Origin of the sequence: Desulfoscipio sp. XC116 (assembly GCF_039851975.1) — a bacterium.
Lineage (GTDB): Bacteria > Bacillota > Desulfotomaculia > Desulfotomaculales > Desulfallaceae > Sporotomaculum.
Genome location: NZ_CP156660.1, coordinates 1,913,678 through 1,927,937, shown reverse-complemented (window position 1 = coordinate 1,927,937; position 14,260 = coordinate 1,913,678). Strand labels below are relative to the sequence as shown.

The 14,260-nt window shown below is 44.4% G+C and carries 13 protein-coding genes and 1 riboswitch; of the genes, 11 read left to right on the top strand and 2 right to left on the bottom strand.

Going from position 1 to position 14,260, the window contains the following annotated elements:
• The first annotated feature begins 12 nt into the window (after window positions 1-12).
• The 4 genes from ABDB91_RS09205 to ABDB91_RS09190 all read left to right on the top strand — a co-directional run bounded on the left by ABDB91_RS09205 (window position 13) and on the right by ABDB91_RS09190 (window position 5,965).
• Window positions 13-1,434 carry an FAD-binding oxidoreductase gene (locus ABDB91_RS09205; protein WP_347491296.1) on the top strand — a complete coding sequence of 474 codons (1,422 nt, stop codon included), beginning with the start codon at window positions 13-15 and terminating at the stop codon, window positions 1,432-1,434.
• Window positions 1,435-1,454: 20 nt separating this feature from the next.
• Complete coding sequence (locus tag ABDB91_RS09200) at window positions 1,455-2,822, top strand: MmgE/PrpD family protein (protein WP_347491295.1); 1,368 nt, start codon at window positions 1,455-1,457, stop codon at window positions 2,820-2,822.
• 133 nt (window positions 2,823-2,955) lie between these two features.
• Window positions 2,956-3,969 carry a TAXI family TRAP transporter solute-binding subunit gene (locus tag ABDB91_RS09195; protein ID WP_347491293.1) on the top strand — a complete coding sequence of 338 codons (1,014 nt, stop codon included), beginning with the start codon at window positions 2,956-2,958 and terminating at the stop codon, window positions 3,967-3,969.
• A gap of 94 nt (window positions 3,970-4,063) precedes the next feature.
• A complete protein-coding gene (locus ABDB91_RS09190; RefSeq protein ID WP_347491292.1) occupies window positions 4,064-5,965 on the top strand; it encodes a TRAP transporter fused permease subunit in 1,902 nt (633 codons plus the stop codon).
• Between the two features lie 525 nt (window positions 5,966-6,490).
• Here the strand turns inward: ABDB91_RS09190 and ABDB91_RS09185 are convergent.
• Together ABDB91_RS09185 and ABDB91_RS09180 are read right to left on the bottom strand one after the other, a co-directional pair.
• A complete protein-coding gene (locus ABDB91_RS09185) occupies window positions 6,491-6,973 on the bottom strand; it encodes an RNA polymerase sigma factor (RefSeq protein WP_347491291.1) in 483 nt (160 codons plus the stop codon).
• Window positions 6,974-7,340: 367 nt separating this feature from the next.
• Complete coding sequence (locus ABDB91_RS09180; RefSeq protein ID WP_347491290.1) at window positions 7,341-8,015, bottom strand: queuosine precursor transporter; 675 nt, start codon at window positions 8,013-8,015, stop codon at window positions 7,341-7,343.
• A 343-nt stretch (window positions 8,016-8,358) separates the two neighbouring features.
• Here ABDB91_RS09180 and ABDB91_RS09175 point away from each other — a divergent pair, with 343 nt between their 5' ends.
• From ABDB91_RS09175 to ABDB91_RS09145, 7 genes are all read left to right on the top strand, one after another.
• Window positions 8,359-9,165 carry a helical backbone metal receptor gene (locus tag ABDB91_RS09175; protein WP_347491289.1) on the top strand — a complete coding sequence of 269 codons (807 nt, stop codon included), beginning with the start codon at window positions 8,359-8,361 and terminating at the stop codon, window positions 9,163-9,165.
• Window positions 9,166-9,309: 144 nt separating this feature from the next.
• Complete coding sequence (locus tag ABDB91_RS09170) at window positions 9,310-9,726, top strand: hypothetical protein (protein ID WP_347491288.1); 417 nt, start codon at window positions 9,310-9,312, stop codon at window positions 9,724-9,726.
• 64 nt (window positions 9,727-9,790) lie between these two features.
• A riboswitch (cobalamin riboswitch) is annotated at window positions 9,791-9,995 on the top strand.
• A gap of 415 nt (window positions 9,996-10,410) precedes the next feature.
• Window positions 10,411-11,178, top strand: a complete 768-nt coding sequence (gene cobK, locus ABDB91_RS09165) for a precorrin-6A reductase (RefSeq protein WP_347491287.1) — start codon at window positions 10,411-10,413, stop codon at window positions 11,176-11,178.
• A gap of 212 nt (window positions 11,179-11,390) precedes the next feature.
• Entirely contained in the window at window positions 11,391-12,113 is a 723-nt protein-coding gene (locus ABDB91_RS09160) for an energy-coupling factor ABC transporter permease (protein WP_347491570.1), read from the top strand.
• Between the two features lies 1 nt (window position 12,114).
• Window positions 12,115-12,408 (top strand): energy-coupling factor ABC transporter substrate-binding protein, encoded by a 294-nt coding sequence (locus ABDB91_RS09155; protein ID WP_347491286.1) that lies wholly within the window; start codon window positions 12,115-12,117, stop codon window positions 12,406-12,408.
• Between the two features lie 6 nt (window positions 12,409-12,414).
• The gene (gene cbiQ, locus ABDB91_RS09150; RefSeq protein WP_347491285.1) at window positions 12,415-13,194 is read left to right on the top strand and encodes a cobalt ECF transporter T component CbiQ; all 780 of its coding nucleotides are present in this window, start codon (window positions 12,415-12,417) and stop codon (window positions 13,192-13,194) included.
• Window positions 13,191-14,075, top strand: coding sequence for an ATP-binding cassette domain-containing protein (locus ABDB91_RS09145; RefSeq protein WP_347491284.1), 885 nt, complete (start codon window positions 13,191-13,193; stop codon window positions 14,073-14,075). The genes cbiQ and ABDB91_RS09145 overlap by 4 nt, the downstream gene beginning before the upstream one ends.
• The last annotated feature ends 185 nt before the right edge of the window (window positions 14,076-14,260 follow it).

Here is a 14,260-nt window from a genome sequence, read left to right as displayed (position 1 = left end):
GGAGTGAGTGTTATGGTTCAAAGCATTCAGGCCGGGGAAATAAAAAATGACCTTGCCAAAATAGTCGGTGAACCTTATGTTTCGGACAGTATTTTTGAAAGGATAAAAAGTGCTCTTGATCCCATGCCTTATCATGTGTTAGAAAGCAATATCCCTCACGTAGTAGTGTTGCCCAATAATAAAGAAGAAATATCGGAGATACTTAAATATGCTAACGGCAAAAAGATACCTGTATTTGTTAGATGCTCGGGCACCCAGCTTAACGGCCCTTCAAGGCCTCATACACCGGGTATCGTCTTAAATACAAAAAGAATGAATTCATTTGAGATTATTGAAGAAGGCGGATATTTTGAGTGTGAGCCTGGTGTACGCTGCAAGGATATGGCTGACGCATTAAAAACAAAGGGCTACTATCTGCCCGTGTACCCGGGCAGCCAGGTTATTGCCAGTATGGGAGGGCTGATATCCAATAATACCAGCGGGCACCTGACAGACCCGTATACGGGCAAGCCGGGTGATTATGTGCACGGATTGGATGTGGTTCTACCCACGGGTGAAATCATAGAGACGGGCACGGTGGGATTAAGAAGACCGGCCGGTACTGATTTAACCAAATTTTTTGTCGGCGGAGACGGCCTTTTAGGGGTTATTGTTAAGATTAGAATGAGACTGTTGCCGTTACTGCCCAGAGCTTACGGAGTGGCTGTTTTCGAAGATTTAGAGGCGCTTGCCAAGGGAGTTCAGCGGATGTATTTGGAAAAGCGTCCGGCCCCTATATTTATGGAATTCATGTCTAAGACCATTGCCGATATAGGCTTTCAGGTTAAGGGAATGGAACCCCCCCCGGGTCCGGTTCTGTTAACGGTTGCAGAAGGCTTAACGGTACGAGAGGCGGAGTATAGAGTCGATGAACAAGTCAAATCTTTTAATAAGGAACGGACTATAGAAGCTTACCGGGTAACCGATATGGATGAATGGGACAAACTATGGGGCACCCGGGAGGTGATTGGGTCTTACATTATGCAAGTTCAAAAAGGTAAGCTGATTACTTCTGAATTATCGGGCAACCTCGCCGAGCTGGTTCATGTTATACGGGATGCGGAAAATTTTAATGAAGGTCTTTCCGTTCTACAGGAAATGCCCACACTTCTTTTCGGACACATAGGTGCCCTAGCCATCCATGCTTCATATCTGCTTCCGGCGGATTGGGACGATCAAAAGCTTGCCAAAGCAACGGAAGAACTGTTTCAACGTGAAGCAGAAATTAATTTAAAATACCGTACCTGCGGCGGGGAATGGGGGCAATTTGCCAAGAGAACACCTTTCTTTATTCAAAGATATGGTAATATATCTTACCAATTAGTTAAAAGAATAAAGGCTCTCTTTGACCCCAATAATATTTTAAACCCCGGCATTTTGGAAGGCTATAGATAGGAAAAGGATGTGGGCTCAACATGCAGGATATGATCAATGATATTAGCTCGGTATATGCAAAATTGGGATATAAGGACTTTTCATCGACGGTTGTGGACACCACAAAAAAATTCATTTTGGATACCCTTGGCTGCGGTCTTGCCGGCACAAAAGCACCCGGAAGCGCAGAGGTTCACGCTCTTTTTGCATCTTTTGGCGGTAAAGAAGAAGCTACCCTGCTGGGTTTTGGAAATAAGCTGCCCAGCCCGAATGCCGCGTTTGTAAACAGCGTCGTCAGTCATGCTTTGGACTTGGATGATACATTGGATGATGCGGCAATGCATTGTTACGTTAGTGCCTGGCCTGCCGCGCTTGCACTGGCTGAAGCCAGAAAAGCCAGCGGCAGGCAATTAATTACTGCTGTAATATTAGGGGTTGACATGAGTTGCCGGTTGGGTACGGCCATCAATACCCCATTGAGCTGGATTCGCACGGCAACCTGCGGTTCTTTCGGGGCTGCCGCTGCTGCCGCGAAAATATTAAATTTATCAGAGGAAAAAACGCGCAACGCATTTGGTGTTGCTTACAGTCAGACATCGGGAAACGCCCAGTGTTTGCTGGACGGCGGACTCAGCAAAAGGTTGCAGCCCGCATTTTCCACTAAGGCCGGAGTCTTATCGTCTTTACTGGCTGAAATCGGAATTACCGGTGCACGCAACGTTTTAGAGGGTAAATTTGGCTTTTTTAACTTATATGAACGTGGATATTATGACAGGCAAAAATGTCTGGCAGGTTTGGGGGAGGATTTTTTTGGCATGAAATTAAGCATTAAGCCATACCCGTCCTGCCGTATGACTCACTCTTCCATTGATGCCGCACTGGCGATAAAAGAAAAGTCTCAATTTTCATTTAAAGAAGTTGACAGGGTGGAAGTGTTTGTTGCCAAGATGTGCCGGGAAATGGTGGGTCAGCCGTTTGAGGTCCGTCAGAACCCGCAGGTAGATGCACAGTTCAGTATACCTTACACTGTGAGTGTTGCACTTGCCAAAGGGAAACCGTTTATTGATGATTTTAGCGAATCGGTTATTCGAGACCGGGAAAGAAAGATGATGGCGAAGAAAATCAACGTTCTGGTAGACGATACCATTGATGCAAGAGATTTAAAACCTGCCACAATAAATGTATACCTTAATAATGGAGAGGTGCTCAAGCATAGGATTGATGTTTTGAAAGGACACCCGGAAAATCCTTTAAGCTGGGATGAATGTATTGATAAATTTAAAAAATGTGCGGCGGCCGGGATTAAACAGTATTCTAAAGATCAAGTCGACAGATTGATAGATACGATCTTAAGTCTGGAAAACATTGATAACGCGGGAGAAATATTTGGCCGAATATTTGGTGAGTAGCATTTGCCCACAGTGACTGGTATTTGTTGCATTGCACTATTCCGTCTGATTGGGGAGGTGGAGAAAAAAACCACGAAATATACTCCAATGGCAGAGAGAGGTTCATTAAATTGATTTTTAGGAGGTATTTAGTTTGAAAATTAAGTTTAAAGGTATTTTGCCATCATTACTAGCTATATTGTTAGTTATATGTCTGTCCGGGTGTTCTTCCGGCGGTGATTCCGATTCCAATGACGGGGGAGCTGAAAAACAGGATAAGCACTTCTTGTCCATGGGTACAGGCAGCAGCTCGGGTACTTATTACTATATCGGTGCCGGATTTGCAAATATGGTAAGCAAATATTACCCGGAAATCCAAATAAATGCTCAGTCAACGGCAGCCGCCTTTGAAAATGCAAGGCTAGTAGCTAATGGAGAAATGGACATGGGACTGATCTGTGGAGGAACTCTGGAGTTTCTGGCTGAAGAAGAAAACCTTGACCTTAGCAATGCAGCTTTAGTGGCTGTGGGTCACCGGAGTGATGCACACTGGATTACGCTAAAGAATTCCGGAATTGAAAGCTTTGAAGATCTCCGGGGCAAACGAGTGGGGGTCGGGCCGCAGGGAAGCGCTACATTAATACTGGCGTCAATCAAAACCCTGGAAGCCGGATGGGGTATCAAACCTGGGGAATACACCCCATTGTATTACGATTTCGGTGAAATTATCAGAGGTTTAAAGGAAGGGACCATTGACGCGGGGGTTGTTTTTGCGGGATTCCCTCTTTCCAGCGTAATGGATTTGTGTTCTACCCATGATGTTAGATTTCTTGAGGTGACAAGCGAAGAAATTGAAAGAATCCAGGCCGTGCAGCCTTATTTACAGGGCATAACCATGCCGGCGGGAACCTATTCCGACCTTGATAAAGATACACAGATCTATACGGCTAACCAGAGAATGATTTGCAGTAAAGACCTTCCGGAAGATGTTGTGTACAAGTTTATGAAGGCTATTTATGAACATCCGGAAGAAAGAGACCAAATTCACCCGCAGGCCGCGCTATGGAATTTAGAGCAGGCATTAAACGGAGCGGAATCAGACCCGGTTGAATTTCACCCCGGAGCTGTTAAATTTTATAAGGAAAAAGGAGTCTGGTCCGAAAAGTAGTTAATATATAAGGGTATATGGGTAACTATGTTTAGTTATCCATATATCCTATATAGAACTAGTTTGTATATACTAAAGGGTGGGAGTAATATTCATGGAAAAACTAAAAGCATCTATAACCGGGTGCAAAGCGGTTTTTGGCAGCACTATTCAGGAGAAAATTATTGTATCGCTGGCATTAATACTCTCAATATTCCAACTTTGCACCGGTTATTTTCAGCTGGAAGCGATGGATCAGCGTACTATACACCTGATGCTGGGATACCTTTTAATATTCCTGATTTATAATTTTAAGGGAACAAAAGACGGTAAAAAGATTTCAATAACAGGTGTCATTTTTGGATTGACGTATCTGTTTATCTCAATTTATTTTCTCTTAACCTGGGATCAACGTTTGGGTACGACAGGCTTAAAACTTGACCTGAAAGATTTTATTCTGGGTGCTGTTATACTTGTATTGACTCTCGAAGGAGCCAGACGGGTTATTGGTTCAATTTTGCCGGTTATGTGTGTGCTGATATTTCTTTTCGCGGTATGCGGAGAGGTAATGCCGGGTATATTTGCCCACAAGAATTACCCCGTGGAACGCATCATTTCCAGTATGACGTTAAAAACGGACGGATTGTACGGTGAACTAACCGGTTTGTCCGCAACCTATATTTACTTACTGGTGTTATTTGGGGTTATTTATAATAAATCGGGCGCCGGTAAATTTTTTATGGATTTTGCCCTGAGTCTAGCCGGACATTTAAGGGGTGGGATTGCTAAAGTAGCCATTATCGCCAGCGCTCTGTTCGGAATGATTTCAGGCAGCGGCGTAGCCAATACGGCAGCTACCGGCAATATGACTATTCCTACCATGAAACAAGAGGGTTATGCACCGTATTTTGCCGGTGCCGTTGTGGCGGCCGCAGGTTCCGGCGGTTTAATTATGCCGCCCATTATGGGCAGTGCAGTGTTTGTTATTATGTCAATTTTGGGAATTCCATATCTTGAAATAATCACGCGTTGTTTTATTATTGCCATTCTTTTTTATCTGGGTATATTTATAATTACCGATATCAATTCCATTAAATTAGACATCAAGGGAAAACCTAAAAGCCAATTACCTAATACCAGATTGACAGTGAAGGAAGGCTGGAACTATTTTCTTCCGCCGATAGTACTTGTTGTATGTTTAATGTTTAATATGACTATCATCAAGGCGTCGTTTTTTGCCTGTATATCTATACCGCTTGCGGCGGGCATCAGAAAATCCACGCGCATGAGCTTGCCCGAGTTCCTGGCTGCCCTGCGGGACGGCGCCATCAGTTCCACCCATGTTATAGCCATTCTTTCTGTTGCCAGTGTTGCAGTGGGTTTAGTTAATTTCACCGGGCTGGGTCTGATGATATCTACAATTTTAATCAAGCTCTCCAGTGGTAATTTATTCATACTCTTGATACTTACCATGGTCGCTTCTATAATACTTGGTATGGGAGTTCCCCCGGTTGCCGCGTATGTAGTACTTTCCATACTGGTTGTCCCGGCGCTGATACAATTGGGCGTATGGCCTTTCGCCGCGCACATGTTTGTTTTCTATTTCTCAGTTATTGCAGAGATAAGTCCGCCTGTGGCTCCCAATGCCTACGTTGCCTGCGGAATAGCGGGGTCACCATTGATGAAAACGGCGCTTACGGCTTTGCGTGTATCTTTTCCAATTATCGTACTTCCATATGCGTTTGTATATAATAACGCCCTTTTATTGGAAGGCAATATTTTTCAAATAATACTAAGTATTTTATTTGCTGTTTTTTCGGTCTTGGCAATTTCCTGTGTATGGGAAAATTATTGTTTCGGCAGATTAAAGTGGTGGAATAGGCTTATCTTTCTGGCAGCCGGTATTTGTTTGGTAGTGCCATGTTTACAAATAAACCTTACAGGTCTCTTTACTGTGCTTTTCCTGGGATTATATTTGAAAAAGGCAAGTTCTAAGCGGCATCAGCTTGCTTGCTAATAAACTATTAAAAAAGGAGTGCGAGAGGAAATTTCTAATACAGATTTTACATTTCTTGACAAACTTGATATCAATGCTTATGTTATTGATAAAAATTTAAATTTATTACACATCAACAAAAAAGCAGCCCAAAAATATAAGAACACAGAACAGCTTCTGGGAAAAAGCATATTGGGATGTCATAAAAATAAAAACTCAAAAGAAAAGATAACCACAATATTGAATGAATTTTCCGCCGGCAGGCGCGAACCATTTAATTATTCATTTAAAAAAGGTTCAAAGATGCATTACAAGGTGATTATACCCTTTTATGAGGACAACACTTTTAAAGGCATAATAGAGTTTTCATATCTTGTCAACGCTTAACGCCTGTAAAGTAAATTGACAGCTATCTGGTTGCAGAGCCAAGACCACCATCATTTAGTACCTATTTCGCAGCCGCAGCATAAGGCATAACCCCAAGAGCTATCTTTTTTCTATGCAGACAGTTCTTGGGGTTTATATATGGCAAGCGGACAACAAAGCTTACTTGGCTATATTATATTTCTCAGTTAGCGTGCTTTGACCCGGAGGCGGAGCTAAATGCTTCCGCAAAGTCCACCGTCCCGAACTGAGCAACCGGGTTACAGTTGTTTTATCCATGCCGGTTATCTCCGCTATCTCAGAGTAATTTATTCTTACGATTTCTCGCAAAACTAATACCAACCTTTGTAAAGGCGACAGTGTCAAAAGAGCAACTTGTATTTTATTTTTACTATTACCTTTTAGCATTGTGCTGTGTTGATGTTGATCATCAACTTTTTTTATATAGCTTATACACATGCTGCGCAAGGCTGTATCTATATTTAAGCTGAATGCCGCGTCTTTATTGGGTACGTTAAATACATCCTTAACCAATTCCTCGGTTTGTTGGTGACTGCCGGTTAACCTATAACCTATGTTGTATAGAAAATCTACTAATTGCTTGGAACAATCGCCTTGTTCCGACAGCTCTCTCAATTCGGGCACGGTCTATACCTCCCGCTATGTTTATCATCATCAAACCATTCTATACTGATATGCTTATGCTGGAATTTTTTATCTTTAATATGAAAATCAGGCCGGTAGCATAGAGGTGTGGCCATATCAAAAACGCTCTCGGTTATTAGTATCAGACCATAGCAAATTGTTACATCAATTTATGATTTTTTTTAACACATTAAAAAAAATGGCAGTTAAATTTAAGTGTATTTTGAAAAGATGTGGAATATAGAACAGATCAGCTTATTAAAAGGAGACATGTGATCAGAATTAAGTCCCCTGTTTAGTGCAAGGGTTGCTTGACTCCTTGCACTAAACAGGGGACCCAAAAACTTTTTTTGCTTACCGGGTTATTTTAGACCATGTCTTTAAAGGTAACTTTGAAGGGATTGAAATCAGTATCTACGTCGTAATAATCAACGGATTCAGCTTTTTTAACAAATCCAACGGCAGCATACGTTAAGGGAGTGGCCAAAATCTCAAAGACCGTTTTAAATACGTAATTTGACACTATCATGTACAACAAAAGATTGGACGATATGACGCCTGTAAATGCTATAGCAACGAATAAAACTGTGTCTACCCCCTGGCCCACCATTGTCGAGCCAATAGTCCTGGTCCAAAGGAATCTTCCTTTGGTGGCGATTTTCATTTTAGAAAGTATATAGGCATTAATAAATTCGCCGCAAAGGTAGGCAACCAAACTTGCCACTACTATCCTTGGTGTCTGGCCTAAAATTGCCATGTAAGCATTTTGTTGCTGCCAATCAGCGGCAGCCGGCAGTATACCGACCAGACAGTAAACCAGTGACATAATTATGCAAGCGAAAAACCCGGTCCATACAACAACCCTGCTTCGTTTATACCCATAAACTTCGGTGAGTACATCTCCGAATATATAGGCTATTGGAAATAGAATCGTTGCGCCGTCGAAATAAAAAGGTCCAACATGAGTTATTTTTACCGCCACAGTGTTTGAAACCAGTAAGATAGTAACAAACAAAGCCATTAAAATAGGGAATAAGCGCAAAAAAACCGCCTCCTTGTTTTGATAATCCGGGTGTCTGCGACCGGAAATCTTTATCGTTTTTAAATAACCGCGCCAACTGCCTAAAGGCTGCCTGTATATTATCACAGGATAATGCTTTAGTAAATATAAGCCGAGCCAACGCCCATCCAAGCAACAGCGGCGTCCCGTGGGACAAGCCGTGCCGCGATGCCGCCGGACTACGCCAAATCATTCGCGACTTTGTTCGCCTAATGGCAGGATAAAGCTTACATTTGCAAGAAATATAAACTGAGATGCAATTTGCATCCTCTGATGGTGCCGCGCAAGCGGCACGTGATGTCTTTTAGAATCGGAGGCTATTGGCATGCGCATTATCTCGCTTGTTCCGTCACACACGGAAATACTATTTGCCCTGGGACTGGGACAACAAATAGCAGGGGTTACCGTTCACTGCGATTATCCGGCCCAAGCATTGTCCAAACCCCGGATGGGCACCTTTGCCGATCCGGATGTGGCCGGGATAATATCTACGCAGCCCGATTTGGTACTGGCCGGCGGAACTATCCATAAGAGCTGTACGGAGGAATTACGCCGGGCAGGGCTCAGGGTATTCGTTTTCGAACCTCAAACAGTCGGCGAACTGTTCATTGGCATAGAAAAACTGGTTCAACACACCCAAGCAGGCAAGGCCGGGATTCAAGCATTGGATAATCTTAAAAGTGAACTTCAGCAAATTAAAGAAAAAGCATTAAAACACCCTCGCCCCAAAGTGGTTTTTGTCATGGGCAACCGTAAATTAATGACCCCCGGCCCCGCTTCCTGCCAATACGATGCTTTGCAGCTGGCAGGAGCGTCCTTAATGCCCTTTGTTGAGGAAATTTCATATGTTCCTATCGCTTGGTCCGATGTTAGCAGCTATGATCCGGACATTATACTATCCTGTGGCCGCTCCCCGGAAGAACCACCGCGTAAAAGATGTCCGGGCTGCAATTTGGCCTTTCGCCCTTGCGACCGGGACGCTGCAAGTATAATGGAAAACCCTCTCCTGGCGCAAGTCCCGGCTGTAAAAGCAAGGCGGGTGCATACTATTCCCTGCCACTTTCTCTGTCGCACAGGCCCGCGGCTTCTGAAGGGTATGAAAAAGCTGGTTGCCTTATTCAATGCGGATTGAGGATCATCTTAAATTAAAATAACGTTGAGGACTAACGAGGTTACTGAAAAAAATAAGTTTAAACCGAAAGGGGTGAAGGCCCGTTAGAAGGCAACCAAGCTGTATTTCACTATCAATACAATATAGCTGAATACGGCGGTTTCCTTGAATCGGGTAATTATGAAACGCCTATTGTTATTGCTGCTGATTATTTCTTTATTTGTGGCAGGATGCTCATCAGCTAAAGATTATACCGAAAATGCCACGGTGCTTACCGAAGATGATGTCAGTAACGCGGTTACTGAACTGATTAACGGTATTAACGACGGCAATATGGAAACAGTCCAAAAATATGTGGGGGCTGCCGCGCCCGTGGCGGAAAAGTTGATTGATAAACTTAAAGGAAATATTAAGCTGCACAATGTGCGGGATATATCTATTCAGGGTACCACCGCACAGGCCACTGTTACTTTGGAGGTTGTGCCATTAAATGTCCAAAAGGATATAACTTTAAGCTTTGATGCCACGGATGTTCTGCTTCTAAGTAACCCATTGGGATTATTGTCCATACTGCTTCAGTAATTGCGGCAGGCTTACTAACTATGGACAACATATCTTAAATGTGTTAATATCAATTGAGTAATTTAATACTTGGAACTACTCGGGTGCCCTAAAACTGTGTAAGTTGATACAGCTTTTATAGGGATAATAGGGAATCAGGTGAAAATCCTGGACGGTCCGGCCACTGTAAATGGCGAGCCTCCTTTTAATTGCCACCGGCGTAACCGGGAAGGCTAAAGGCGGGCAATGAGCCATAAGTCAGGAGACCTACCCGAGTTCACACATGGTTAACCTCCCAAGGAGAGGGTTGGTGTGAATACTTTGCAGCCGCGGCATAGCGGATTTAATGCGGTAGTGTAAAGATAAGCCTTAGCCTCTGATTGGGAGTTAAGGCTTTTTTATATGCTCATTTATGCGTATAAATTGTATTTGCCCGTAGAATCAGTTTGGTTTTGAAATGATCAACAGGTGCTGTCGTTCGAGAAACGCACAGCTTAAATTTGGTTGCATTTTTTGCTGTGTAGGCATGGTAACCCGAAAAGTACTTGGGGCCGCATACCCAAAACAGCAAGCCAGGCCTGTTCAAGCGCACCGCTGACAGTTATATCAGGGGGTGGTTGAGCTGCGGTTTGCTTGCGGCCTCTATAATTACTTCAAGCCCCCCGCTAAAATAAGGGGGCTTTTGTGCACTGGGAGTGGTTTTGGGTGATTCTGGTTTTGCAGGGAACAAGAGATGGCAGAATGATTACTAAAAAATTGGCGGGGCAGGGTTACCAAGTCGGCGCCATAGCCTCTATGGATTATGGCAGGGAACTGGCTGTGGAATACGGGGCCTCCCTGGTGGAAAGCGATTTACCGGACAAAGCGGCTGCCTGGTTGGAACGGTTGGGCGTACGGGCCGTTGTCGACGCAAGGCATCCTTTTGCCGTAACGGAGGAAAACGAGCTGGCTCAGCAATGCAGAGCAATGGATATTATGTACCTGCGCATCGGCAGAGAAGAAATTAATTTGACTCACCATGAGCTTATTCATCCGGTGTACTCCATGTCCGAGGCCGCTGAAAAAGCCGCTGATTTGGGAAAAACAGTTTTTCTAACGACGGGTAGTCATAATTTGGAGCACTTTATATCATTACAGGATACCCATGGTATTCGTCTGGTGGTAAGAGTACTTCCCGAACACCGGGTTATTAAAAAATGTCAGGACATGGGAATTAACACCAGGGACATTATAGCCATGCAAGGTCCCTTTTCTAAGCAAATTAATAAGGCATTGTTTAAAATGTACCGGGCCGCGGTGGTGGTAAGCAAGGACAGCGGCCGGGCCGGCGGTATCGATACCAAAATTGATGCCGCCCTTGACTTAAAGATACCGGTTGTAATTGTCAAACGCCGGAGCGTTATCGCAGGCAACGAATATAACTGGGAGGAAGCCGTGCGGATAATTAACCGGCAGCTGCCGCTGCATAACTGATGAATGGCTGTATAAAGCAGGCCAAAACTCGATTGCGTTTTAACAGCCCCTATTGTTTACTTCCGATCGGACTACAGCGGCGGGGAGATGCCGGCAAGTATTTGCCAAACGGATTCCAAACGGATTATAGAAGGATTTATACTTCTTAGAAAGTGCAGAGGAAGGTGTTATTATTGAATAAGTCATACACTGGTCTTGCGTTTTTATATATTATGCTGTTGGTGATAGCTGTACCGGAAAATGCTTATGCCATGCATATAATGGAAGGTTATTTGCCTTCATTGTGGTGTGGAGTGTGGTATTTGTTAACCTTGCCGTTTTTTATTCTGGGTCTGATTTCAATTAACAAAACAGTTGGATTAAATCCAAAAATGAAAATGCTTATCGCCTTTGCCGGGGCTTTTGCCTTTGCTCTGAGCGCTCTTAAACTGCCCTCGGTGACGGGCAGCTGCTCGCATCCCACCGGTGTTGGCCTGGGTGCTATACTGTTCGGACCGGCCGCTATGGCGGTGTTGGGCAGCATTGTGCTTCTGTTTCAGGCGTTGCTGCTGGCCCACGGCGGTATTACCACTCTGGGTGCAAATGCTTTTTCCATGGCCGTAGTCGGACCGTTTGTGGCCTATGGTGTTTATAAACTGTGTCGGCGACTGGGTACCCCGTTATGGCTGGCTGTCTTTTCGGGCGCGGCGCTGGGTGATTTGCTTACTTACATTACCACCTCGCTGCAGCTGGCCTTGGCCATACCGGATGCCACCGGGGGAATAATGGCTTCGTTTAACAAGTTCGCAGCTATTTTTGCTGTTACGCAAATTCCCCTGGCGGTCAGTGAAGGATTATTGACTGTATTAGTCTTTAATTTGCTGTATAATTATAACCAAAACGAACTGGTGGAGCTGGCCGTTATCCCGGAGCACTTGCAGAGGGAGGTGCGTTAGCGTGAAAAGCAATCTGCTGCGTAATAATTTACTGTTACTTGCTTTGGTAGTGGCTCTGGCCATAGTGCCCCTGGTAATGGTTAACGGCGCTGAATTCGGCGGAGCCGACGGACAAGCGGAGGAAGTTATTATAGAAATCAACCCCAACTATCAACCATGGTTTTCCGCCATCTGGGAACCACCCAGCGGAGAAATCGAAAGTCTGTTATTCGCTCTGCAGGGAGCGTTGGGGGCTGGTTTTATATGTTATTATCTGGGCTATATGAAAGGCAAAAAAAATTCCGATAAGGAATAAACTTCTATGTTGCTAATTGATCATTATGCATACAACAACAGGCTTTTGTCGGTACATCCCGCTGAAAAAGGCATTTTTTTCGCCTTAACCATTACGATTTGTCTGGCAATGCCTTCATTGTACACTTCCCTGGCTGTCATTTTTTTGATGGCCGGGGCAGTGATGTTTTTAGCCGGAATACCCTGGCGGTTTTATGGCAAGCTGCTCATGCTGCCGGGCGCGTTTCTCATTATTGGCGTAACTGCAGTGGCGGTTTCCGTAACTTGTGAATCGCAACAGTTTCTTTGGGCCATCTATCTGGGCGATTATGCCGTGGGCGTAACCAATGTGGGACTGGATACTGCGGCAAATTTATTTTTCCGCTCGCTGGGAGCGGTATCCTGCCTGTATTTTTTATCGCTTACCACGCCCATGACGGAAATGGTGGGTCTGCTGAAGAAACTGTGCGTGCCCGCACTGGTGGTGGAATTAATTACCTTAATGTACCGGTTGATATTTATACTGCTGGAAGCGGCAGGGCAAATCTATACCGCCCAATCTTCCCGGCTGGGTTATAAAAACACGCGCACCGGTTTTACATCCTTAAGCCAATTAGTCTTATCCATGTTTATTAAATCATACCGGCAATCTCAAACTATGTATGACGCTCTGGTGGCGCGTTGTTACGATGGGCAGCTGCATTTTATAGAAGATAAACGAAACTGGTCGGCCCGCCATGTGCTGGTTATTATATTGGTTGACACTGCGCTGGCGGCTTGGGCGCTGTACGCGGGGGGGATATTGTGAAACAATATATTATTGAGGTCCGTGAGCTGGTATATGACTATCCGGACGGTACCAATGCACTAAATGGCTTAACTATGCAAATTAAAGAAGGTCAAAAGATAGTGGTGTTGGGTGCCAACGGGGCCGGTAAGTCCACTTTGTTTCTGCACTTTAACGGTATACTGCGCCCCCGGCGGGGGCAAGTATTATTTGCCGGGCGACCGGTAGATTATAAGCACCGTTCTTTAGTGGAGTTGCGGAAAGATGTGGGTATTGTATTCCAGGACCCGGATAACCAGCTTTTTTCCGCCAGTGTGCTGCAGGATATTGCCTTTGGGCCGTTAAATTTGGGTTTTGATAAGGATGCCGCCCTCGCCAGGGCCCAAAAGGTTATGCAAGAAACAGAGATTGACGGACTAAAAAGCAAACCTACTCATTTTTTAAGTTACGGCCAAAAAAAGCGGGTATCCATCGCCGGGGTACTGGCTATGGAACCCCGGGTAATAATTTTTGATGAACCCACTGCTTGTTTAGATCCCCGTATGGCTGAAAAAATAATGGAAATGCTGCACCAGTTAAACACACAAGGGAAGACGCTGGTTATGTCCACCCATGATGTTGACTTGGCCTATACTTGGGCCGACTATGTTTACCTTATCAACGGCGGTAAGGTAATCGGGGAAGGAAACCCCAGGGAGATTTTTCTAGACCAGAAGCTGTTAAACAGTTGCGGGCTCAGAACTCCCTGGATAGTAGAGGTTTACCGGGAATTAATCAACAGTGGGCTAATTCCCCAAAACGCGCCTGTACCCGACAGCAAGGAAGCATTGCTTGATTTTATCAGAAACGCATCATATTTACAGCGTGACCATCAAAGCGCTGACGCGGCAAGTATTGCTTAGTTTAAAAAAATACTGCATTTCCGGTTGCCGCAGGTGTTAAAATAAGGATGGCACATTAATAATATATACAATATATGGGTTACGTGCTTGAGTATAGCGGCAAAGCAGTATTACAGCAAAGCGACCGAAGGTCATTTTTTATGGTTTGTCACGTTTAAATACTAATTATCAGGTGAAAATCAGGT

Bases quoted from the DNA above. Each gene is read 5' to 3' on its own strand.
- cbiQ (WP_347491285.1), top strand. From the start codon at position 12,415: ATGTTGCTAATTGATCATTATGCATACAACAACAGGCTTTTGTCGGTA.
- ABDB91_RS09175 (WP_347491289.1), top strand. From the start codon at position 8,359: ATGCGCATTATCTCGCTTGTTCCGTCACACACGGAAATACTATTTGCC.
- ABDB91_RS09190 (WP_347491292.1), top strand. From the start codon at position 4,064: ATGGAAAAACTAAAAGCATCTATAACCGGGTGCAAAGCGGTTTTTGGC.
- ABDB91_RS09200 (WP_347491295.1), top strand. From the start codon at position 1,455: ATGCAGGATATGATCAATGATATTAGCTCGGTATATGCAAAATTGGGA.
- ABDB91_RS09205 (WP_347491296.1), top strand. From the start codon at position 13: ATGGTTCAAAGCATTCAGGCCGGGGAAATAAAAAATGACCTTGCCAAA.
- ABDB91_RS09160 (WP_347491570.1), top strand. From the start codon at position 11,391: ATGCTGTTGGTGATAGCTGTACCGGAAAATGCTTATGCCATGCATATA.